This window comes from Yersinia rochesterensis, from assembly GCF_003600645.1.
GTDB lineage: Bacteria > Pseudomonadota > Gammaproteobacteria > Enterobacterales > Enterobacteriaceae > Yersinia > Yersinia rochesterensis.
Genome location: NZ_CP032482.1, coordinates 3438080 through 3461252 on the forward strand (window position 1 = coordinate 3438080; position 23173 = coordinate 3461252).

Here is a 23173-nt window from a genome sequence, read left to right on the forward strand (position 1 = left end):
AAGAAACATACTGCCAGTCATTAGCCGCGGGTTCGATTCTTGAACCCGCTTATTTTTCATATTAATAAACAAAAGCTTAACGCAACAGTTTTAACGCGCCAGTCAATGAGCGCACCCACTTCTCCGGCCCCACTAATCCCAAACCATCCAACTGTTCATCAGCCAAAGAATGTAATGGAAACGCCTTTTCATAATCCTGGTAACTGTGCATCGAGCGCGCAAATGCAGGAAAAGGCACAATCGCCCGCTCATGAGTCGCCGCCAAAGCTTTCAGCAAAACTTCTCTTATCTGTACAGCATTCGCTTGCAAAATAGGTACCGGCAATTTTGAGCTAACATCAATTTCTTTCCCCCCCGAATCGGATAATACTGCTCCCGCCAATTGTGGAAATTTTGCCGCCAGACCAATCCCCACCGCACTAGTGGTATTGGCAATCAAGCCAACCGGAAGCTCAGGATTAACAATAATTGCAATCCGCATTTGTTCTGCCACAGCCATACCCTTTTCCTGATGATTTGTACCCAAGATCTTATCTCTCCGGCGTAGGTAAGTGCTTTCTTTTATCAGCTTCATTCCGCTAATATGGGTAAATCATACCCATACAAAACAATAATCAGGTAGAAAATGCCAACATCATTAATAACGCCGGCAGATATAAAAATTTTAAAACAATTACAGCACACGGGCCGGATGACTAACCAAGAGTTGGCCGATAAAGTGGGGATGGCGACCTCCCCATGTTGGCGGCGGGTGAAGCAGTTGGAAGAAAGCGGCATTATTACCGGTTATCAAGCCAATATTGATCGACGGAAAATAGGGTTGGGGATTTTGGCTTTTATTCGGGTGAAAATTGACAGTCACAGTGAAGAAGAAGCGAAGTTGTTTGAAATGCAGGTTGGGGCGCTAAAACCGGTGATTGCTTGCTATGCCGTTGCAGGGGATGCGGACTTTCTGCTGCAAGTGGTGGCCGAGGATCTCGACAGTTTTTCCACTTTCGCGATGTCGGTCATCCGCCGACTTTCGGGGATTAAAGAGATGCAAACGACATTCGTCCTGCGCGAAGTCAAACCACTGGTGAGTTTACCGCTGGAATAAGTCACATTGAAAGGCATCTGCCGATACCTGTTATCTGCTTAATTTTTATTTATCTGCTTATCTGTTGGTCTAGTTTTCTATGCGGCCAGCACTGTATAGAATTTGGAGTGTAGAGAATTTCTATACAGATAACTATACACGTTTGTATGTGGATTCCCGTGAGCAACAATAGCCGTCAAGAGACAACAACAGTGGCCTAGACCTTGTGTAAGTATCCCCTCAAAACGGCCCATTCACTTTTAGAGATCTTCCGACATACTGATTATGTCATCTGAGGAGATCACTATGCGTAAGATCCGATTCACCGAGCACCAGATCATCGCCGTACTGAAATCAGTCGAAGCGGGTAGGACCGTCAAAGATGTGTGCCGTGAGGCTGCTATTTCCGAAGCCAGCTACTACAACTGGAAGGCGAAATATGGCGGAATGGAAGCCGCTGATATCAAAAAAATCAAAGATCTTGAAGACGAGAATCGTCGTCTGAAGCAGATGTTTGCCGATCTGAGTCTGGAATGCCGGGCGCTGAAAGACGTCATCGAAAAAAAGCTTTAAAACCAGCGATAAAGCGTGAGCTCGTCAACTATTTGACCGCGCAGTTTACGATGAGCGTACGCCAGGCATGCAGGACGTTATCGCTGAGCAGGACGGTGTTTCGTTACCAACCGGATACGCGACGTGATGAACCGGTGATCCAAATGCTGACAGAGGTGGCCGAGCGCTATCCCCGCTACGGTTTTAAGAAGCTTTTTCAGGTGCTTCGCAGGCAGGGGCACGTCTGGAATCACAAGCGCGTACACCGGATTTACTGTCTGTTAAAACTGAATTTTCGTCGTAAGGGTAAACAACGCCTGCCGGTGCGCAATCCGGCTCCGCTGGCAACGCCGGAAGCCCTGAACCAAAGTTGGTCGATTGATTTTATGCACGACGCGCTGACATGTGGCCGACGTTTTCGGACCTTCAATGTCGTCGATGATTTTAACCGTGAAGCTCTGGCTATCGAAATTGACCTAAATATCCCGGCACAGCGTGTCGTCCGAGTGCTGGACAGGATAGTAGCAAACCGTGGATATCCGCTGAAGATGCGGATGGATAATGGGCCAGAACTGATATCACTGGCTCTGGCGCAATGGGCCGAAGAGCATGGCGTGATGCTGGAATTTATCAAGCCGGGCAAACCGACGCAAAACGCATTTATCGAACGGTTTAACAGGACGTACCGGACAGAAATACTGGATTTTTACCTGTTTAGAACGTTGAACGAAGCACGGGAAATTACGGAACGTTGGCTGAATGAATATAACAGTGAGCGGCCCCATGAATCCCTGAATAACCTGACACCGGAAGAATACCGGCTGATGGCTGAAAACCCGGAAATCTCAAAAAGTGCGTGGAACTAAAGCTGGGATACTTACAGTCATCAGTCTCAATAGTGAATGTCCTTGTGGTAACATCCAAAATATTTGTATTTTGGATCGCAACAGACTGTTTCATAGTGATCGTTTCACTATAATTCATAATGTATGGCTTCATACTATCTAACCCCTATTATGTTGTCATACTAACGGCTGAAAATTAAGTTTTGTTGTATTGACAAAATTATAATAAATTTCTGCATGGAAATATTTTTCAGACTCATGCCAACCGAAGTTGGATATAAAAAACACACAAACCCAAGTGACAATACATATGGAAATTAGTCGATAAAGATACTTTTCAATATTTTTTACCAAACTAGCGATATATCTGACGGCATCTTTTATATCATACCAATCCCTATAAAAAGAAATTGCCAATGCTGCTTTATTGGGATCTTTTTTTAGATCACCAAAGCTAGATTGATAAAATGAACTAATGGCAATAGAGGAAATAATAAATAATGCTAAATTTAATGCATAAAGTGATGAAACCCCCCATAAAGTATAGAGAATCCATGTCATTACCATCGGAGCATTAGAATTGATAATTTCACCTAACAGATACCCAAGAAAACCAAGTAGTGCTAAACCGATAGTGGAGTAGAAAGATACTTTGTTATGTAGTGAGTAGAGTGCCCCCGTAAGCTCCGTAATACGGATTTTTAAAAATTCCTCTTGCCGCTCCCTTTCTTGGTCAGAGATACCGGTTATATGTTCCTTATAAACAGCAACTTTTTCCTCAATCTCACTTGGTTTTACCCGGCTTTGGACCTGATCAAAAGAAAGTTTTTTGTAGCAATCCACATGATATGAATCATCCTTTTTATACAGAGTAAAAAGATAAAAAATAGATTTTCCCCAAGGTAGCGAGAACAGAGAATAACGAGCAGTATCAAGGTCGTTATAGGTTCCAAAATTTTGATCGTTGGAAATATGAAAAAATGGTAGATAATTGAATATCAATAAAAATTTACTCATCATTCAAGTAGTCCACTATAGCTTTAGAAATAATCATACCCGTCTCAAACTCAAGCCATGCCCATTGACCGTTTGCATTCATTTCAAGGAAATACCAAGTACCTTGATTAATAATGAAGTCAAAACAACCAAAATTAATATTATTTTCGGACATGAATTTCAGGCATTTATTATATATATCCTCTGGAAGTTCAAAAATTTCATAACTCACATTATTGTTTTTCTTGCGCCAGTCTATTTTGTTTTCTGATTCAATTTTTACTGAAAATACCTGTTCAGATACAAATGTCGCCCGAACTTCATAATCTTTACTAATATATTTTTGAAAATATGCTGGAGAGTATTTCAAACTATCGTTATTGATATTAAGATTATACTCGTTAGTCTGAACATATTCCTTTTTATTATCATAAGAGACTGATCCTATTGATAAAGGTTTAACAATTGCCTTGTGTTCTTCTAAAGCAGAAATTGCTAAATTATCATTAGTAATGACTAAATCAGGAATAATAAAACCAACACGTTGTGCTAAATAAGCCTGAAGAATTTTATTGTCAGCTCTGCGCATGACCGATGGCTTAGATAAACATCGGCCAGAAAAACTCTCAACGATGCCTTCAATAAGCGAATGGCTTTCTTTGTGAGAAAAGGCTTGATACTGGGCGTCAATCACACCAGTAAGATCTTCAGATGCAGGTTTACGGTAGTAAATTGATTTACAGTTAGCTGAATTTACTTCATCACCAGAACTATCTTTGATTCTAAACCCTGATAAATCGTAACTAATTCTATAGTTTGAAAAGTTATCTGTATTTAAACGGAAGAAAGCAATGTCTTTGTATCGTGCCATGATGTAGTCACATGTGCGATCAAAGCTGCTGGTGATGATCAGTATCCGGTTTTTCATCATATCCCTGATTGCAAAGAAGCATTTTCTAAATGATATGTAAAAAACTAAAATTAGCCAATGACAGTGGTAACAGTTTTGACGACCGACTTTAAATATTTGACTCTATTTTGTTGTCTATTTCTTCTAACAGAAAATCGATACTTACCCAGTAGACATACCAACCGCTAACTTCCGGTATTAATAATATTATATAGAGGCGTTTTTACTTTCTGTCTCACAAAATCATCTGTGCCGGCCGGCATTTATAAATTGCTGCTAATTTCTCTCTGGTCTTCTTCTGGGGACGAGAATCCACGGCTTCCCATTGAGATACAGCAGATTGGGTGGTGCCAAGCAGTTCTGCTATTTCATATTGAGAAAAACCACGGTAGATACGCCATGCAGCCAGCAAACTGACACCATCGTTTACCATGATTTGAACAACTTCATTCGGGATGGTCTGATCATCATCGTTATCAGCAACATAGGGAATATCCTCATACTTCGCATTAGAGATAAGCTGCTGATATTCGGCAATGGGTAAGACCACAAACTGAGGCTTTCCTGCTTCATCATGAATGTATTGTAGTTTTGCCATCTTATTCACCTTAGTTGAGAAAAATAACGCCATGCCTTTGAGGGGAAATCTACTGAGCCAGCCTAATAGGTTGTTGTGGTTCTGCGTTTAACTTCCTGGATCGTACATATCACAGGGGTTCCCTCTATAATCTGAAAAATAATCCTGTAATTCCCCACTCGCATCCGATACTGGCCAGTACCCATCTGTAACTTTTTGATATCCAAATCAACAGCAGGGAAATTTGCCAGTTTATTCACTTTTTCACTGATGGATTTTCGATATCTGACATCTATTGAAAGTAACTGCTTAACCGCTTTCCTCGACCAGTCAACCTTGACCATCGTTTCCTCACTTTTATAAGTGATCACATCCGCTGTTATGGTCAAATAGTAGAGCTATATGTAAGCATGGTCAACACAAAAACTGATTATTGGCTAATTTTAATCTTATTAAAAGCTAATATTTGAGTCTAAATAATAATTAATATTGATGAATTACATACGCATTACACCCACAAATGCGGCCCCTCTCGCATCTACAAAAATGTTTGTCCTAATTTACCACTGGTTAATTGAACAGTAGGGAATGGCCGGATATAGTGCCCCCGCAGCGGCAAATTCCGCTGCCGTGATTAGCGTCCCGGAATTCAATAGAGCGCACGACCGCACAGGCGGTTACTATGTGCGGGTACAGTTACACCTGTGAAAAGCAATGGTGGGCTGGACGGGGGCATCGAAAGATGCGCCGGGTTCTCTGTTGACCGGTTACGCTAACCTCGTTCAGCTCACCACCCTCTTGAGGTTAGCGTCTCTTGGTGGTGATTTTAAAACCATCAACTGAGAGGTTGTCATCATGGATTCGACGACTAAAGCCCCTTGCCGTACCGCTTTTCTTCACCTGCCAACATCACTAGCCGCCACTCTCCCGCCGGAGGTGCGCCATGTACGATAACTCGCCCCGCGAAGTGGAAGACCTGATTGATCATTGCCGTGCGCTCATTTACGCCGTTGTCGTGCTTGATCAACCCGCTGCAAAAGAAATACTCAATCTCGTCCTATGGCAGCAAATGGACCTGCTACATCAAACTTATCATCAAGCTATCAGTGAGCCTCTCGAGGCCGAATAATCTCTAAATGCAAAAAGGCATCGTGAGATGCCTTTCCTACAATGACGTAATAAATAGATTGAAATCCTTACCACGTAAGACTAAAATTAACATAGCCTAAGATCAGGCGACGTCAAGGATGACAACATAATGGATTTTTTGCAGTTTATTGAAACGCCGTTTTTTTCCAAACAACGGGATATCTTGCTAACCGAAGATGAGTTCAGAGAATTTCAGCAAGTTTTGTTATTAAACCCATCTTCGGGTGCATTAATTGTGGGGACTGGCGGCGTACGAAAGGTAAGATTTGCTATTGGCCAGAAAGGGAAAAGTGGTGGAGTCCGCGTTATTTATTACTATCAGGAACCGCAAGGCAGGATATGGCTTTTTACTGTCTACCCAAAAAATCAAGAAGATACGCTGACGAGTAGCGAGAAACAGCAATTCAAAGATGTGATAATACAAATCAAAGGGAGTACGGCATGAGTGATTTTTTCAATGATTTAATGACATCCGCGAAGCAGGCTGTAGCTATTAGTCATGATGAATTAAAAGCGGGCAGAGTTACAGAAATTCCCATCCCCGATGTGAAAGAAATTAGAAAGAAAACAGGGTATAAGCAAAAAGATTTTGCAAACCTTGTGGGAGTGAGTCCTTCATTGGTTGAAGCATGGGAGCAACATAGAAGAATTCCATCAGGTAGTTCACTTAAGCTATTGATAATGATTGATCGGCACCCCTCCCTAATTAACGAACTTTCAGGAATTTAGTACCTGAATAAGGGCGAATAAACGCCGAGGGAGATAGAGAAAACTTACCTCAGATACCTACCGGCGAGCTTGAGCAAAATGTAACCTGTAAGCCTTTCTTACAAGTTCGCCAGTAAGAGACTCGGCAAATAAATCGCAACACGATGCATTACAACTTATCGGTAATACTTGTTGTGGCGAGATCTTTGCTTTAGCCACTGACTATGAACCTTCATGGCAAGAGACGACCCATCCAAAAATGTCCCTTAAAGCATTGCGGGTAACTATCCTCTTACGGGCCAGCAGCAGCGGCCCGTTTCAATTTAACACCCCAGCCATCAAGCAAAAGTATTTGGGGGCATATCTCAGGCGCGGGATTTTAAAATGTAGTAAATACAAAAGATTATCTTGTAATACCGACTCCTGTGATCCGCTGCCTGCTGGCCGAATGCGTCGATCAGGACAAGGCGCGAAAGTTGCTACTTGAGCAGCGAGATTCACGGGAGGCGATGGGGGTTAAGCGGGATGCCGATCCGCTTTATGGTTTCTGCGCCCATATTGTCGAGCTGGGCGAGGCGGTCGGTATGCATATGAGAACGCTGGCAATTTTCCCTCGCGCCCCACGCATTTATCTGTATCACGCTTATCTGGCTTATATGGAGGCTTACGGCCATCAGCGTTCATTATCGTTAACCAAATTCGGCAAAGACTTTCCCAAAGTAATGAAAGAATTTGGCGCAGAATACAAAAAAGCCAGAACAGACAAAGGCTTCCGCTACAACATGGATTTATCCGACACCGCCAATGACTGGCTCCCCGCCCTGGCACTGCCCCACCATCCGCAACCGGAAGAGCCACCCTACTAATTATTTCTCACCTCTGGCTTATTCAGAGTGTTCAGAAATAGATTTAATCAATTGAAATACAAAGATAAAAACCGACTGAATAGTTTACTAATAACTGTTCAGTCAGTATTCAGAGGTGTTCATTAGCTCATGGAAGGTAGGTATTAAAAACTGAACACCTGAACAGTTGCTGAAGAGTCTAAGGGGGAGTGTTCAGAGAGGCTGAGGCCAGAGCGGGCAAGGGTTGTGGGGGTGATCTTGTAGATTGGTGAAGGGGGTGAATAGTGTGGGGTTGGAGTTGGGGAGTGGGGATGTTGCGTTATATAAATGTATTGAATTTATGTAATTTTTGCATATAGATGAAATATAGAATCAGCCTCAATAAGCTACTACTCAATTTATAGTAAGTTATTTAGAATAAATGATATATTAATGCCATCCTATTGGTATTCATGGATAGCATCCATAAAATCAAAAATAGCGAGAGAATTTATTCTCATCATCGCTCATTAAATTAATTAAATTATAATTAACAAAGAGCTTTTCTTTTCCTGAGTGAATTTCATGCAATATATTTATTTCACACAACTTCTTTAAATAGTTTGATGCTGTCTGCCTTTTTGCGATCCCATTACTCACTAAATTTTGTATTCTACAGTAGGGTTGCTCGAAAATACACTGCAATAATTCATAGCTATAAATATCGTTAATTTCATTTTTCATATGTAATGACGTATGTTCCATTAGTTCACGAATTGCATTTATTTTTTCTAACGTCCATTTTGATGTATTCTCAATCGCAGACAGTATAAATAAAATCCATGATTCCCAATCACCATCTTTTGTTACTTTCAATAATAAGGAGTAATAACTATTTTTATTTTTAATAATGTATCGACTCAAATAAAGAATAGGTAAGGTGATTAGATTTTTATCTATTAAAAACAATAAATTAATGACTCTCCCTGTGCGACCATTTCCATCAGAAAACGGATGGATAGCTTCAAATTGATAATGTGTAACTGCTAATTTAACTAAAGGATCAAGATCATCCTCTTGATGGATAAATTTCTCCCAATCTGAAAGTAATTCTATAATATTTCTCTCTCCAACTGGAGGTGTATAAATGGTCTCACCAGTAGCTTGGTTTTTTAATGCTGTCCCTGGAATTTTCCTGATCTCCATTTTTGAGTTTTTGATCGTATTACAAACCTTTAATGCCGTATTTACACATAGCGGTCTATCTTTTAATTCTTGATAACCTTCATAAAGTGCAGTCCTATATCTTAATGCTTCCTTTGTCATAGGATCAGCATTACTGTCCTCACTGGAATACTGGAATAACTTATCAGTAGTTGTCACAATATTTTCTATCTCAGAACTATCTTTAGCTTCTAAAATAGGAATTAGATTAATGAGAAGGTTCTGATTCGGTAATAACTCGCCCGCCCGTTTTAATCCTTCAAGTGCAGTTCTCGCTTCAACGCATGCTTTTAGTACACGCTTAGTCTCAATTTCTTGTTTTGGCGGCAATCGTGGCAGGTCATTATACGGTTGTGTAGGGTTCCATATCATGTTCATTCCTCATCCTTTTATCGACATTAAAATACTATAAACCTAAATCTGCGAATTTCAAAGTCACATGTCGAAAAATATGAAATAAATGTACATGATATGAAAACATGTCGATGCAATCGACACATAGTGATTACGCGTCTAAAATCATTGAGTAAATGTACATGTTGTGAATACATGTCGATACAATCGACATATGATGAGAGTATGTCGAAAAATATGAGTCAAATGTACATAATATAAAGTGGCTGTTTTACTGAAACAAAAACTCAATGATCAATTCCCCCCACAAATGCGGCCCCTCTCGCATCTACAAAAATGTTTGTCCTAATTTACCACTGGTTAATTGAACAGTAGAGAATGGCCGGATATAGTGCCCTCGCAGCGGCAAAATCCGTTGCTGGGTTTAGCAGCCTGAGACAAAACAGAGCGCACAACCGCGCAGGCGGTTACTATGTGCGGGTACAGTACACCTGTGAAAAACAATGGTGGGCTGGACGGGGGCATCGAAAGATGCGCCGGGTTCTCTGTTGACCGGTCTGCTAACCCCGTTCAGTCCACCACCCAAAGGGATTAGGAGCTCTTGGTGGTGGGATAAAGCCATCAACTGAGAGGTTGTCATCATGGATTCGACGACTAAAGCCCCTTGCCGTACCGCTTTTCTTCACCTGCCAGCATCACTGGCCTCCACTCTCCGGTCGGAGGTGCGCCATGTACGATAACTCGCCCCGCGAAGTGGAAGACCTGATTGATCATTGCCGTGCGCTCATTTACGCCGTTGTCGTGCTTGATCAACCCGCTGCAAAAGAAATACTCAATCTCGTCCTATGGTAGCAAATAGACCTGCTACATCAAACTTATCATCAAACCACCAGCGAGCCTCTCGAGGCTGAATAATATCTAAATGTAAAAAGGCATCGTGAGATGCCTTTAAAAAGTTTGGGTAACTATTTCAGCCAGATAATCAATATCCCTACTTTATGCCCGTTTCCCAAACCTACCATGAATCACATTCTCGCCATTTTCCAGACTATCCATATAGTCGGCATACCATTGCAGCATTTCTCTGCGACCATCCAGATATTGAGCGTGATTATAGGTACCGCGAATACTGTTTTTATCGACGTGAGCCAGTTGTGTTTCTATCCAGGCCGTATTGAAACCCTGCTCATGCAAAATAGTGCTCATTGTGTGGCGAAAACCGTGGCCGGTGGCTCTGCCGCCATAACCGATACGTCGGATTAGTACATTGAGTGTCATCTCACTGATAGGCTTGCTGTGCTGTATTCTGCCGGGGAACACAAACTGATAGCGCCCGCTGATAGGTTGAATCTGCTTTAGTATCGTAATGGCTTGATCCGGAATCGGCACCATATGTGGCCGACGCATCTTCATTCGCACCGCGGGGACCTCCCATAAGGCATTATCAAAATCAAACTCTGCCCATTCGGCCTGCCGCAATTCACCTGGGCGGGTACCGGTGAGGATCAACAACCGCATAGCCAACTTAACCAACATGCTGCCGCTATAACTGGCAAGGCTGGAAAGAAATTCAGGGATTTCATTAATCGTAAGATGTGGATAGTGTTCGCGTTTATGAGGAGCAAAAGCACTGGCAAGGTCAGGGGCGGGATTATATTCGGCTCGGCCAGTGATGATGGCGTATTTCCAAACCTCACCACATCGCTGCCGAACCTTACGCATTTTCTCAGTGGCACCCCGTTTTTCTAACTTGGACAGCACGGCCATTAGCTCAAGTGGTTTAATTTCTTTGATTGGCCGGTAACCGATATATGGAAAAACATCTCTTTCAAACGTGCTCATCATTTCTAAACGATAGGATTCAGACCATCTATCATAACGCCGCTGATACCACTCTCGGGTGATAGCTTCAAAGGTATTCGTCGCTTCACCTTGTCGGGCTAGTTTTTCCTGTTGTTTGTTCTGGCTGGGATCACCGCCACCAGCGACAATCTTCTTAGCCTCGTCACGTTTTACTCTGGCAACCGCTAACGACACGTCTGGATACACCCCCACGGCCAACAACTTCTCTTTCCCCGCAAAGCGGTACTTTAAACGCCAATAACGCGAGCCATTGGTATTGACTAATAAGTACAAACCGCCCCCATCCGCGAGCTTATAGGCTTTGTCTTTGGGTTTGGCTGTTTCAACCTGCCGGGCGTTTAGCTTCATCTGGGGGTACCTTTTAGGTGGGTACAATTTGATACCCCCATATATACCCCCCGCTATAAGTAGATTTCAATAGACGAACATGTATATAGGAATAACTAGATTAGCCTGAGAAGTGCAGATTTACTGGGTTTTATGGACTTCGGGAGATACTGCGAGACGTTAAGTTGGAGCGGGTGAAGGGAATCGAACCCTCGTATAGAGCTTGGGAAGCTCTCGTTCTACCATTGAACTACACCCGCTTCGGTGTGCGGTTTGCATTATAACCGGTTATTTGGCATGGGCAAGTGAAGATATAGTCTAAGCGTCGGTATTTTAAGCGATTAGATTAAACAAAGTATAACCACGGATGTTTTGCTCAGTAAAAAGGGCGCCATAGCGCCCTAATAAGATTTACTGTTAACCGGATAAACTTATTTTACCGGGCGCATCGCCGGGAATAAGATAACATCACGGATAGTATGGCTGTTGGTAAACAACATGACCATACGGTCGATACCGATGCCCAGACCCGCAGTTGGCGGCAAACCATGTTCCAGCGCGGTAACATAGTCTTCATCGTAGAACATCGCTTCGTCATCACCAGCTTCTTTAGCACTGACTTGATCAGCAAAACGCTGAGCCTGATCTTCAGCATCATTCAGCTCAGAGAAGCCGTTACCAATCTCACGGCCACCGATGAAGAATTCGAAACGGTCAGTGATAAACGGATTATCGTCATTGCGACGAGCCAATGGAGAAACCTCGGCTGGGTATTCAGTAATGAAAGTTGGCTGAATCAGATGGCTCTCGGCGGTCTCTTCAAAGATCTCGCATTGAACACGGCCCAGGCCCCAACTTTTCTCAACTTTAATACCCAATGACTCGGCAATTGCCACAGCTTTGTCCATATCGTCCAAATCTGCCACATTGGTTTCAGGACGGTATTTGCAAATAGCTTCTTTCATGGTCAATTTGGCGAAAGGCTTACCAAAATCAAATGTCTGTTCGCCATACTGCACCACACTGCTGCCCAGCACATTTTCAGTCAGAGTGCGGAATAACTCTTCAGTCAGCACGATCAAGTCTTTGTAGTCCGCGTAAGCCATATAGAGTTCCATCATAGTGAACTCTGGATTATGGCGCGGTGAAACACCTTCATTACGGAAGTTACGGTTGATTTCGAACACACGTTCAAAACCACCGACAACCAGGCGTTTCAGATACAATTCTGGCGCGATACGCAAATACATATCGATATCCAGCGCATTGTGATGAGTCACAAACGGACGTGCTGAAGCACCGCCAGGGATCACTTGCATCATAGGTGTTTCGACTTCCATGAAGCCTTTTTCCACCATGAAGCTACGAATACCGGCCATCACTTGCGAACGAACTTTGAATGTATTGCGGGACTCATCGTTAGCGATCAGATCCAGATAGCGCTGGCGATAGCGCGTTTCCTGATCAGCCAGGCCGTGGAATTTATCCGGCAATGGGCGCAGTGCTTTGGTCAGCAAACGCAATTCACTACAGTGGATAGACAACTCACCGGTTTTAGTTTTGAACAACTTACCGCGCGCACCCAGGATATCGCCCAGATCCCACTTTTTGAATTCTTCGTTATACACGCCTTCCGGCAGGTCATCACGGGAAACGTACAGTTGAATACGGCCACCGACATCTTGCAGCGTCACAAATGATGCTTTCCCCATAATACGGCGAGTCATCATACGGCCAGCAACAGTGACTTCTATATTCAGCGCTTCTAATTCTTCATTCTCTTTGCTGCCGTACTCAGCATGTAGCTGGTCAGAGAGATGCTCACGGCGGAAATCATTAGGGAAAGCAATTCCCTTCTCCCGCAGTGCAGCCAGTTTTTCCCGACGAGCTTGTAACTCACTATTGAGTTCTTGCGCTTGCTCAGCGACTTGTGGTTTTTGCTCTGACATCTCAGTTCCTTATAGCCCAGCGTTATAGCCCAGCTTTCAAACTTGCTTCAATGAATTTGTCCAGATCACCATCCAGTACCGCTTGCGTGTTGCGTGTTTCCACGCCGGTACGCAAATCTTTGATTCGGGAATCATCCAGTACATAAGAACGGATCTGACTACCCCAGCCAATATCGGACTTATTATCTTCCAGCATCTGTTTATCAGCATTTTTCTTTTGCATCTCAAACTCATACAGCTTCGCTTTCAGCTGTTTCATGGCTTGATCTTTGTTCTTATGCTGAGAACGGTCATTCTGGCACTGAGTCACAATATTGGTCGGAATATGGGTAATACGCACCGCAGATTCTGTTTTGTTGACGTGCTGACCACCCGCACCAGATGCGCGGTAAACGTCAATACGCAAATCCGCCGGGTTGATTTCGATATCAATATCGTCATCAACTTCTGGATAGACAAAAGCAGAACTGAAGGAAGTATGACGACGGCCGCCGGAGTCAAATGGGCTTTTACGAACCAAGCGATGTACGCCAGTTTCGGTGCGCAACCAACCAAACGCATATTCGCCAATGATCTTAATAGTGGCAGATTTCAGGCCCGCAACATCACCATCAGATTCTTCAATAATTTCGGTTTTGAAACCTTTAGCTTCAGCCCAACGCAGGTACATGCGCAGCAACATGCTGGCCCAATCCTGAGCTTCTGTACCACCGGAGCCAGCTTGCAGGTCCAGATAACAGTTGGCGCTATCATATTCACCGGAGAACATGCGGCGGAATTCAAGTTGGCCCAGTTTTCCATCAAGGATATCTAACTCGGCAACCGCTTCATTAAATGTCTCTTCGTCGTCAGCTTCGATAGCCAACTCCAGCAAGCCAGACACGTCTTCCATCCCCTGATCCAGTTGATCAATGGTGGTGACAATCTCTTCTAGCGTTGAACGCTCTTTACCCAGCGCTTGAGCGCGCTCAGGTTCATTCCAGACGTCGGGCTGTTCCAGCTCGGCGTTTACTTCTTCCAGCCGTTCTTTCTTGGCATCATAGTCAAAGATACCCCCTAAGAACGGCCGTCCGATCAGACAAGTCCTGAATTCGGTTTTTTACCGGGTTTATTTCAAACATAATTTAAAGTCTTACGTTAGGTCGTAGATGACGGAATGTCATTAGAACCAGTAATTCTAACGGATCTGTACGGCGGTTTATAGCAAGTTGACTGTATTTATAGCTATCCCTTTCCTATTTGCTGCTGCAGCTGTGTTAGCGGCTCTCTCTCACCCGAATCACTGACTAATGTCAGCTCATCGGGGGTCATTCGCTTGCTGCCTTGCTGCAACACCAACTACTTTGGGTATATAACAATATCGTAGCTAATTAATAAGGCCATAAGTGCTGAACCAGTAATTGCACACTGCGATTGCCGCGATACTCATTAATATCGAGTTTATAAGCCAGCTTAACTTCACGCACACTGCTGTCAGGCCATAAAGTGGTATCAATATTAAAGGCGATAGCATCCAGCAAAGGCCCACCATTCAAGGGTTCAATCATAAGCTTCAGATGACGTTCGCCCACCAGCCGTTGTTGCAAGATGCAGAATTTCCCGTCAAATGTGGGTTCCGGGAAGGATTGCCCCCATGGGCCACCATCACGCAGCAACTCTGCGGTTTCCAGCGACAATTCGTTGCCTTTCAGTTCGCCGTCTGACCAGATAACGCCCTCTAACTGTGAGGCATCCATCCATTCACCGACTAAATCTGCAAAGCGCTGACGAAATTCATCGAACTTATCCTGCTCCAACGATAATCCCGCCGCCATGGCATGGCCGCCAAATTTCAACATCAATCCTGGGTTCAAGGTGTCCAGTCGTTCCAGAGCATCCCGCATATGTAGGCCAGCCACACTGCGCCCCGAACCTTTAAGTAAACCGTCACCTGCTGGAGCAAAAGCAATCACTGGCCGGTGGAAACGCTCCTTAATACGTGAAGCTAGAATCCCGACAACCCCTTGATGCCACTCTGGATGGTACATCGCGATACCGTAAGGTAATTCTGTGCTGGTGCGCTCTAATTGGTCACACAGTTGCAAAGCTTCAACTTGCATACCTTGCTCTATCTCGCGGCGCGTTTGGTTTAGCGCATCAAGATCAATTGCCAGTGCTCTGGCCTGAGCAATATCATCACTAAGTAACAGCGCCACTCCGATGGACATATCATCCAAACGCCCGGCAGCATTGAGCCGTGGGCCAAGGGAGAAGCCCAGATCGTTTGCCGCCAATTGGCGAGCATCACGGTTGGCAACCTCCAATAATGCACGAATCCCTGGGCGGCATTTTCCAGCGCGAATACGGCTTAGCCCTTGATGTACCAAAATTCGGTTATTGGCATCCAATGGCACCACATCAGCCACAGTCCCCAATGCCACCAAATCCAGCAACTCAGCTAAATTAGGTACCGCTAAAGCCCGTTGCTCAAACCAACCACTGTCTCTGAGACGAGCACGTAACGCCAGCATCAGATAAAAAGTCACACCCACCCCGGCCAGTGATTTGGAGAGAAAATCACATCCGGTCAAATTCGGGTTAATGATAGCTTCAGCTGCTGGCAAGGTTTCACCCGGCAGATGGTGGTCGGTCACCAACACTTGGATACCCATGGCATGAGCCAAGTCCACTCCAGCATGGGAGGAAATACCGTTATCAACAGTAACAATCAGTTCTGCACCACGGGCAGCAACTTGCTCGACGACTTCAGGGCTAAGCCCGTAGCCATCTTCAAAACGATTGGGCACCAGATAATCAATATTGCTGCCGCCCATGCTACGCAACGCCAGCACTGCCAGCGCCGTGCTGGTCGCGCCATCAGCATCAAAATCACCGACAATCACGATGCGCCGTCGATCCGCCAATGCTTGCTGCAATAGAGTAACACCGGCATCAATCCCGTCGAGTTGCTGCCATGCAAGTAAGCCTTTTACACCACGTTCAAGTTCCTCGGCACTTTTTACCCCACGGCTGACATAGAGACGGCGCAACAGCGGATGTAACTGTGTGGGCAAGTGGCTATCATCAGCCGCCTCACGACGGCGAAGCTGAGTTTTCAATGTCACGAGTGATTAACCCGCCACTTTTGAGGAAGCCTGATGCTTATTCAGCATCTGTAGCATTTCTTTCGGCTCCAGATATCCCGGAACGATAGTGCCATTTTGTAGCACAATGGCCGGTGTACCCTGAATACCAAACTGAACACCGAGCTTATAGTGTTCGGAAATATCAGTTTTACAGGTAGCTGGTGATATCGCGGTGCCTTTCATTGCATCATCAAAAGCTTTATTGCGATCAGCCATGCACCAGATAGAACGCATGTCTTTTTCTGCCTGAGAGCTTAAACCCTGACGCGGGAAGGCCAAATACCGTACGGTAATCCCCAGCGCGTTATAGTCACTCATCTGCTCGTGTAATTTATGACAATAGCCGCAGGTGATATCGGTAAATACCGTGACAACGTGTTTCTCTTGTGGCGCTTTATACACAATCATTTCGCTGCTCAATGCTTCCAATTTTTTCAGCAGCATCTGGTTAGTCACATTCACCGGTTGGTTACCACTCACGTCATACAGTGGCCCTTGCAGCAGATGTTTGCCGTCGGCGGAAATATAAAGCACACCGCTGTCAGTCATCACTGAACTCAACCCTGGAATAGGCGATGGTTGGATGTCAGCTTTCTGGATATCCAATTTTTTCAGTGTTTGTTGAATAGCGGCATCATCAGCATGAGCCAAACCAGTGAGGGCGGCGATAACAATCGGCAGCAGCAATAAACTTCTTTTCATTTATAAATCCTATCCTTATTCCACACGCTGTGGTTTTCATAAAAAACAACTATGCGCGCGGATGATGCTGTTGATGTAGCAACTTCAAACGCTCAGTCGCTACATGGGTATAAATCTGGGTCGTCGACAGATCACTGTGGCCCAGTAACATTTGTACCACACGCAAGTCCGCACCGTGATTCAACAGGTGCGTGGCAAAAGCATGCCGCAATACGTGGGGCGAAAGCCGTTCACTATCAATACCGGCAAGGATCGCATAGTGTTTGATTCGATGCCAGAAAGTCTGCCTCGTCATTTGCTGGCTGCGGTTACTGGGGAATAGCACATCCAACGATTGACCATTGATAAGCCACGGGCGGCCGTGCTCCATGTAATTCTCAATCCAGTACACTGCTTCTTCGCCCAAAGGCACCAGCCGCTCTTTATTCCCTTTACCAATAACTCGCACCACCCCTTGGCGCAAACTCACATCGCTGATGGTCAGTCCAACAAGTTCCGACACCCGCAAACCGGTGGCATAGAGCACCTCCAGCATAGCCTTATCACGCAACTCTAGCGGAATATCGACATTGGGAGAGTTGAGCAACGCGTCAACCTGCGCCTCACTCAAATCTTTAGGTAAGCGCTGCGGTAATTTGGGTGATGACAGCAATGCGGTCGGGTCATCTTCGCGCAATTTTTCGCGGTATAAATATTGGAATAGCCGGCGCATCGCACTGAGCAAGCGGGCTGAGCTGGTGGCTTTATAACCGCCCTCAATACGCTCGGCAAGGAATGACTGCAAGTCCTGCGAACCGGCGCGCAATAAATCACTACCGTGATGCTCTAACCATCCGCTCAATGCATGTAAATCCAAACGGTATGAGGCCAATGTATTCTCCGCCAAATTCCGCTCCAGCCACAAGGCATCAAGAAACTGTTCAATCAGCGGGTTATTTTGCTGTTGCATGACTGTTCCTCTCTTTGATGGGATGGGCTGCCATTATGCCTGATGACGGGACAAATCTGATACACTCGATACTATTCCTTATTAGTAATGCTATGGCTATACATCATGAAGATTGGTCTCTTTTACGGCTCCAGCACCTGCTATACCGAAATGGTGGCAGAAAAAATCCGCGACATCCTCGGCGAAGATTTGGTTGATTTACATAACCTAAAAGATGTCAGCCCGCGCCTGATGGAAGAATACTCCATTCTCATTCTGGGTATTCCTACTTGGGATTTCGGCGAATTACAGGAAGATTGGGAAGCCGTCTGGCCACAATTAACCCAACTGAATCTGAAGGGAAAGATTGTCGCCATGTATGGCATGGGCGATCAATTCGGTTATAGCGAATGGTTCCTCGATGCTCTTGGGATGCTGCACGACCATATTGCCCCGCTGGGGGTGAAATTTATTGGTTTTTGGCCAACAGAAGGCTTTGAGTTTACCAGCCCGAAACCGCTCAGTACTGACGGCAAACACTTTGTCGGCCTGGCGCTAGATGAGGTCAATCAATACGATTTAAGTGAAGAGCGCATCGAACATTGGTGTGAGCAAATCCTGCTCGAAATGGACGCCTTGCTTTGATGGTAGTGGCACGGATGTGACAAACGGGCACTTATTGTGCCCGCTTGCTATCCCTGCGCTGACTTCTGCTATGTTACTTCCATAATCGGAAGGAATCTTGAGAGCCGCCTCCAGCCGTAGTAGCGCAGCTCGATATCGCTTCGGTGTTCAGTTCGCTGCCTGTTGATGCAGAATCTTTCTGCCCAGCAAAACGTTGCGGGGAAGCCACTTGGTACCAATCCAGCCGCCGTGTCAGTAACATTACTGCGGCCAGAATAATAAACAGTAAACCCGCGCCTAATAACAGGGCATTGTCTTCTGATTGCAGCAAACCAAACAATACGCCGTACAGCAACAATAACCCTCCAGCAAATAATGCGCCGCGTAGCCACCCACCTAATACGGCACTTAAATATATAGCAATCAATAAGCTACAACTCATACTGGCGATAATATAAGCCCACGTAAAACCAAAGTGTTCCGAGAACGCCAGCAACATTAAGTAGAACAAAACCAATGCCGCACCCACCAGCAGATATTGGATCGGGTGGACTCGCAGTGACGTCAGGCTCTCGAACAGGAAGAAGCTAAAGAATGTTAAGCCAATAAACAGAATGGCATATTTAATGGCCCGCGCGGTGAGTTGATAGTGATCGACCGGCTCAATCAAGCTGGTGGTAAAAGCCGGTAATTCGTCAAAATCAAAGCGCACATTGTCACCGGCAAAATTGATATTCATGTTGTTAGCCAGCCAGTTACTGCTCCAATGCGCGCGGAAACCTTTTTCATCCACCTTGCGTTGTAAGGGCAAAAACTCACCGACAAAATTAGGATGCGGCCAATTGCTTTGTAAAGTCAGTTCGCTGCTGCGCCCGACAGGCACCACCGCCAGACTATTCGTGCCCGCGAGAGTGAGTGTAAAGTTAATATCAAATTTACTCTGGCGAACCTGCTCGATAGTCAGCGGCGCATGTACCCCCTGCGCTTTGCGCCCCAAGAAAGACCCCGGTTCGAAATTAATTTTTGTATCGCCCAGACTTAACGGCGAAATCTGCTGAATACCCCGCGAATCACTCAGCGCCAACACCAGTGACGGTGTGCCGATGGTGATATCTTCACGGTCTAAATCATCTAGCGAGGATGATTCAAATTGCCCATGGAAATTGAGCTTCCCCTGATAGACCTGAGCTTGGTAAATACCCAATTGGCGGACTTCTACATCCGGTGCGCCGGTGACTGTCATCACCTCTGGCAATAAGTAGCGATGACGGCTCACCCGCTGCCCCTGCTTCTTGCCGTCAACTTCAGTTTCAATCCATTCGCTGTAAGGCACCACAATCAGCGGGCCAAGGATCTTTTGTGCGCGGCTGGTGCTGTCACTGACTTTTTCGACCACACTTTGGCGATAGCCACTGCGCTCATTAATAACATTCAAAAGCATTTCTTTCGGAATCATCATCAAAAGAATGAGTCCCAATAACGCGGCTATTTTCCAAAACAGTACAGATTTGAACATGACTTGCGCTCCTTTTAAGGTCAGGAGAGCAGCTTAAGTGAGTGAAGTGAAAGGAAAATGAGGCTATGTGAAGTGAAAGTGAAGTTAGCGGTTTAAGTGATATCTAGCGGCAGGGTCAAACGAGCACAAACCCCGTGCGGCTGGCGGTTTTCAAGGGAGATATTGCCCTGGTGAATGGCTGCCACTTCACGCACAAAATTCAGCCCCAGTCCGGTACTTTTTGGGCTATTGGCCCGCGGTAATGAATAAAAACGGTCAAAAATCTTCTCCTGCGCATAATCTGGGATACCGCTGCCGGTATCTTCAATTGTCATCAGATATTTATCATTTTGCCGGTCACCACTGACTGTCACCTCGCCCCCCGCTGGAGTAAAATCCAGTGCATTATCAATAAGATTAGTCAGCGCCTGACTGAGTAACAAGCTATCGCCGGTTAACATTGCACTATCGGCACGGATGAGCCGCAAGGCAATTCCCCGGCTGGCTGCCTGAGCTTCTTTGGCGCTAATGGCTTGTTTGATAATATGGCTTATTTCTACTGGGGAGAGTTGCAAATCAACCCGACTTTCCAGCCGAGCCTGTACCAGCATTTTGTCCACTAATTGCTGAATACGCGCACTTTGTTGTTCAATATTGAGTAAAAAACGCTGAGCCGTGGCCGGCGGTGGGGATTCCCGTAATAATTCAGCCGCGCCAGTAATCGCCGCCAACGGGCTTTTCAACTCATGAGTCAGCGTATGGACATATTGCTCAATATAGGCTTTGCCATCCAATTTGAGCCGCATACTTTCCAATGCTCGCGCCAAATCATTCAGTTCACTGCTGCCCATCGCGGGTAGTGCAACGCGCTGCCCCTCAGAAACCCGTTCGGCATAATCCACCAACTTGCCAATCGCCCGGTTAATCCACCAGACAAATCCCAAACCAATCAGCAACGCAATCCCCAGCAACACCCCGCCCGCCAGCAAGATTTTGCGCTCACTGCGCTTGATAACCGGGGCCATAGAGATATTGGGTTTGCCTACACTGAGCACGCCAATAATTTTATTATCAACAATAACTGGTGCTGCCACATACATCACCGAACTTTGTTCGTCTGTGGGGTCGCTGCGGGTGCTGCGTGCGCCATAGTCGCCACGCAGAGTCAACCAAACATCATTCCAGCGTGAATAGTCTTGCCCGACAGCTTTACCGGATGAATCAAAAATCACCCGCCCATCAGCATCGGTTAAATAAACCCGATATTCGTTGCGATCCTTGCGGATACCTTCAATATTCGCGCCGATTGGACGCAGATTTAATGAAGCAAAAGCTTGCGCCAACTGACCACCGGCGACTTTATCTTGCAACATATCTTGGCGGGCGAATTGTGCCAGCAAAGTGGCAGTATCAACCAATGTCCCTTCGGTGGCGCGCCGCACGCCAGGTTTTACTTCCTGCACGAAAATACGAATGACAAAGTAACCGGCAATGGCGACTATCAGAAAATAGCCCAGCAACAAACGCACACCTATTTTCATGGGTGATGGCTCATATTCGATACATCAAGCTGTAACCCAGCCCACGGTGGGTGCGGATCGGTGATTCTTCATCACAGGTCATACGCAGCTTTGAGCGCAGGGTTTTAATGTGAGTATCAACGGTGCGGTCTTGGCTCTCTTCCGCCTGCGCCCAGACAATATCCATCAATTGCTGGCGTGAAAATACGCGCTCAGGGGCCAGTAATAATGTTTTCAGCAACAGATATTCATAGCGGGTGAGCCATAAAACCTGCTGATGATAAGTAACTCGCCCCCCTGCTTCGTCCAGAGTGAAAGGGCCGAATTGATGCAGTGTGGCAGAGACAGTTCGTGTTTGTGATTTTTGCAGCCGCCGCAACACGGTGCGAACTCTGGCGCTCACCTCACGCGGTGAAAAAGGTTTGGCAATATAGTCATCAGCGCCGATTTCCAGACCGACAATCCGATCTAATTCTTCGCTACGAGCGGTTAAAAACACCACAGGTAGCTCCGGCACCAGAGCCAATATGCGGCGGCACAGATCAAAACCATTGATATCAGGTAAGCCCACGTCAACTATCGCCAACGCAGGCGGGCCATCAGCAAGGGCGTCAAGAGCGGGTTGCCCCCGGTCAAACCACCGGAGGGTAAAACCTTCGCTTTCCAAGGTATAAATTAAGGTGTCGGCGATACTCGGCTCATCTTCCACCAGCCAGATTAAGGGCTTCACTAATTAATGCCCTCATCCGAGCCAAACGAATGACGCAACAGCAGACATAATTGCCGCCATTCCTCTTCTGGCATACTGTCAGCAGCCAACCATAAACGCTTACGGGTTGAGCGGTTGCTTGTCTGTTGTAAACTCAATAACACGCCATAGCGAGTGATCCAAGGCTGTTTAACGACCACCCATTCATGCCTTTTCCAGAGCACCACATTACCGGGTTTCAGCCTGATCTCGCCCTGACAAGACTTAATGTTTTTCTGGCTGCGGATACACTCAAACACCACCAGCGTCAGTAATACTAACCACAGTGCGGTATAGCCCTGAGGCCAAGGCGCAACCAATGTAAGTATCACCAAAACGCCATGCGCTAATAAGGAGAAGAGTTGAGTGTGCCAGGATACCCGCAGGTCACATCGCCACTGGGCCACGGGCTTTATTTCGTATTTGAATCAGTTTGACCATTTGGCGCAGCTCGCTATCCTGCGGCTCCCCGTGATTCATCAGCCAGTTAAATAAGTCTGGATCATCACATTCAAGTAAACGAATAAAAACCTGCTTTTCGTTGTCACTCAAGCCATCATATTCATGTTCGAAAAATGGCATGATAGAGATATCCAGTTCACGCATACCCCGACGGCATGCCCAGTGAATGCGGGCTTTATTATCGATTTCCATGTCCTGATTGACTCCTCAATGAAG

23 protein-coding genes, 1 tRNA gene and 2 pseudogenes are annotated in these 23173 nt (G+C 45.6%); 8 read left to right on the plus strand and 18 right to left on the minus strand.

Features of this window, described 5'->3' with window-relative positions; all coding sequences use genetic code 11:
• Positions 1-76 precede the first annotated feature (76 nt).
• A complete protein-coding gene (locus DXZ79_RS16000; RefSeq protein ID WP_038631116.1) occupies positions 77-499 on the minus strand; it encodes a DUF2000 domain-containing protein in 423 nt (140 codons plus the stop codon).
• 126 nt (positions 500-625) lie between these two features.
• Between DXZ79_RS16000 and DXZ79_RS16005 the strand changes: the two genes are divergently transcribed.
• The gene (locus DXZ79_RS16005) at positions 626-1096 is read left to right on the plus strand and encodes an Lrp/AsnC family transcriptional regulator (RefSeq protein ID WP_038631114.1); all 471 of its coding nucleotides are present in this window, start codon (positions 626-628) and stop codon (positions 1094-1096) included.
• Positions 1097-1381: 285 nt separating this feature from the next.
• A protein-coding gene (locus DXZ79_RS16010; protein WP_120011099.1) for an IS3 family transposase occupies positions 1382-2493 on the plus strand; the annotation gives its coding sequence in 2 pieces (ribosomal slippage) (positions 1382-1643 and positions 1643-2493; 1113 coding nt in all).
• Positions 2494-2649: 156 nt separating this feature from the next.
• Here the strand turns inward: DXZ79_RS16010 and DXZ79_RS16015 are convergent.
• The 4 genes from DXZ79_RS16015 to DXZ79_RS16030 form a co-directional block, all read right to left on the minus strand.
• Positions 2650-3492 carry a hypothetical protein gene (locus tag DXZ79_RS16015; RefSeq protein ID WP_038631101.1) on the minus strand — a complete coding sequence of 281 codons (843 nt, stop codon included), beginning with the start codon at positions 3490-3492 and terminating at the stop codon, positions 2650-2652.
• Positions 3482-4339 carry an MvdC/MvdD family ATP grasp protein gene (locus DXZ79_RS16020; protein ID WP_244942293.1) on the minus strand — a complete coding sequence of 286 codons (858 nt, stop codon included), beginning with the start codon at positions 4337-4339 and terminating at the stop codon, positions 3482-3484. The genes DXZ79_RS16015 and DXZ79_RS16020 overlap by 11 nt, the downstream gene beginning before the upstream one ends.
• 274 nt (positions 4340-4613) lie before the next feature.
• Positions 4614-4976 (minus strand): helix-turn-helix domain-containing protein, encoded by a 363-nt coding sequence (locus DXZ79_RS16025; RefSeq protein ID WP_038631097.1) that lies wholly within the window; start codon positions 4974-4976, stop codon positions 4614-4616.
• 62 nt (positions 4977-5038) lie between these two features.
• Entirely contained in the window at positions 5039-5299 is a 261-nt protein-coding gene (locus tag DXZ79_RS16030) for a type II toxin-antitoxin system RelE family toxin (RefSeq protein WP_038631095.1), read from the minus strand.
• Between the two features lie 599 nt (positions 5300-5898).
• Between DXZ79_RS16030 and DXZ79_RS16040 the strand changes: the two genes are divergently transcribed.
• The 4 genes and pseudogenes from DXZ79_RS16040 to DXZ79_RS16055 form a co-directional block, all read left to right on the plus strand.
• Positions 5899-6084, plus strand: a complete 186-nt coding sequence (locus tag DXZ79_RS16040) for a hypothetical protein (RefSeq protein WP_038631094.1) — start codon at positions 5899-5901, stop codon at positions 6082-6084.
• 129 nt (positions 6085-6213) lie between these two features.
• Entirely contained in the window at positions 6214-6549 is a 336-nt protein-coding gene (locus DXZ79_RS16045) for a type II toxin-antitoxin system RelE/ParE family toxin (RefSeq protein WP_120011447.1), read from the plus strand.
• The gene (nadS, locus tag DXZ79_RS16050; RefSeq protein ID WP_050093157.1) at positions 6546-6833 is read left to right on the plus strand and encodes a NadS family protein; all 288 of its coding nucleotides are present in this window, start codon (positions 6546-6548) and stop codon (positions 6831-6833) included. Before DXZ79_RS16045 ends, nadS begins: the two co-directional genes overlap by 4 nt.
• 404 nt (positions 6834-7237) lie before the next feature.
• Positions 7238-7678, plus strand: a pseudogene (locus DXZ79_RS16055) (winged helix-turn-helix domain-containing protein); the annotation flags it as partial.
• Between the two features lie 450 nt (positions 7679-8128).
• Here DXZ79_RS16055 and fic read toward each other — a convergent pair.
• Positions 8129-9232: a protein adenylyltransferase Fic gene (gene fic, locus DXZ79_RS16060; protein WP_050292120.1), complete on the minus strand. Its 1104-nt coding sequence runs from the start codon at positions 9230-9232 to the stop codon at positions 8129-8131.
• A 711-nt stretch (positions 9233-9943) separates the two neighbouring features.
• Between fic and DXZ79_RS16065 the strand changes: the two are divergent.
• Positions 9944-10129, plus strand: a pseudogene (locus DXZ79_RS16065) (hypothetical protein).
• A gap of 81 nt (positions 10130-10210) precedes the next feature.
• Here DXZ79_RS16065 and DXZ79_RS16070 read toward each other — a convergent pair.
• From DXZ79_RS16070 to xerD, 7 genes are all read right to left on the minus strand, one after another.
• Positions 10211-11425 (minus strand): tyrosine-type recombinase/integrase, encoded by a 1215-nt coding sequence (locus DXZ79_RS16070; RefSeq protein WP_050292107.1) that lies wholly within the window; start codon positions 11423-11425, stop codon positions 10211-10213.
• Between the two features lie 165 nt (positions 11426-11590).
• Positions 11591-11664: transfer RNA gene (locus DXZ79_RS16075), tRNA-Gly, on the minus strand.
• Positions 11665-11835: 171 nt separating this feature from the next.
• On the minus strand, positions 11836-13353 hold the full coding sequence (lysS, locus tag DXZ79_RS16080) for a lysine--tRNA ligase (RefSeq protein ID WP_038631089.1): 1518 nt from the start codon (positions 13351-13353) through the stop codon (positions 11836-11838).
• A 22-nt stretch (positions 13354-13375) separates the two neighbouring features.
• Positions 13376-14474, minus strand: a protein-coding gene (gene prfB, locus DXZ79_RS16085; RefSeq protein ID WP_120011449.1) for a peptide chain release factor 2 whose coding sequence is annotated in 2 segments (ribosomal slippage) — positions 13376-14398 and positions 14400-14474 — 1098 coding nt in all. Because the reading frame shifts where the segments join, the coding sequence is not laid out codon by codon here.
• Positions 14475-14723: 249 nt separating this feature from the next.
• Positions 14724-16457, minus strand: a complete 1734-nt coding sequence (recJ, locus tag DXZ79_RS16090; protein WP_120011450.1) for a single-stranded-DNA-specific exonuclease RecJ — start codon at positions 16455-16457, stop codon at positions 14724-14726.
• Positions 16458-16463: 6 nt separating this feature from the next.
• Positions 16464-17180, minus strand: a complete 717-nt coding sequence (gene dsbC, locus DXZ79_RS16095; RefSeq protein ID WP_050292108.1) for a bifunctional protein-disulfide isomerase/oxidoreductase DsbC — start codon at positions 17178-17180, stop codon at positions 16464-16466.
• Between the two features lie 49 nt (positions 17181-17229).
• Positions 17230-18129: a site-specific tyrosine recombinase XerD gene (gene xerD / locus DXZ79_RS16100; protein ID WP_019078983.1), complete on the minus strand. Its 900-nt coding sequence runs from the start codon at positions 18127-18129 to the stop codon at positions 17230-17232.
• 105 nt (positions 18130-18234) lie between these two features.
• Between xerD and fldB the strand changes: the two genes are divergently transcribed.
• The gene (fldB, locus tag DXZ79_RS16105) at positions 18235-18753 is read left to right on the plus strand and encodes a flavodoxin FldB (RefSeq protein ID WP_038631082.1); all 519 of its coding nucleotides are present in this window, start codon (positions 18235-18237) and stop codon (positions 18751-18753) included.
• A 73-nt stretch (positions 18754-18826) separates the two neighbouring features.
• Here the strand turns inward: fldB and creD are convergent, their stop codons facing one another.
• The 5 genes from creD to sdhE form a co-directional block, all read right to left on the minus strand.
• On the minus strand, positions 18827-20248 hold the full coding sequence (creD, locus tag DXZ79_RS16110; protein ID WP_120011451.1) for a cell envelope integrity protein CreD: 1422 nt from the start codon (positions 20246-20248) through the stop codon (positions 18827-18829).
• A gap of 92 nt (positions 20249-20340) precedes the next feature.
• A complete protein-coding gene (creC, locus tag DXZ79_RS16115; RefSeq protein ID WP_038631078.1) occupies positions 20341-21768 on the minus strand; it encodes a two-component system sensor histidine kinase CreC in 1428 nt (475 codons plus the stop codon).
• Positions 21769-21778: 10 nt separating this feature from the next.
• A complete protein-coding gene (creB, locus tag DXZ79_RS16120) occupies positions 21779-22477 on the minus strand; it encodes a two-component system response regulator CreB (protein ID WP_120011452.1) in 699 nt (232 codons plus the stop codon).
• Positions 22477-22902 (minus strand): protein YgfX, encoded by a 426-nt coding sequence (locus DXZ79_RS16125; RefSeq protein WP_038631074.1) that lies wholly within the window; start codon positions 22900-22902, stop codon positions 22477-22479. Before DXZ79_RS16125 ends, creB begins: the two co-directional genes overlap by 1 nt.
• Positions 22883-23149, minus strand: a complete 267-nt coding sequence (sdhE, locus tag DXZ79_RS16130) for an FAD assembly factor SdhE (RefSeq protein WP_038631072.1) — start codon at positions 23147-23149, stop codon at positions 22883-22885. Before sdhE ends, DXZ79_RS16125 begins: the two co-directional genes overlap by 20 nt.
• Between the last annotated feature and the right edge of the window lie 24 nt (positions 23150-23173).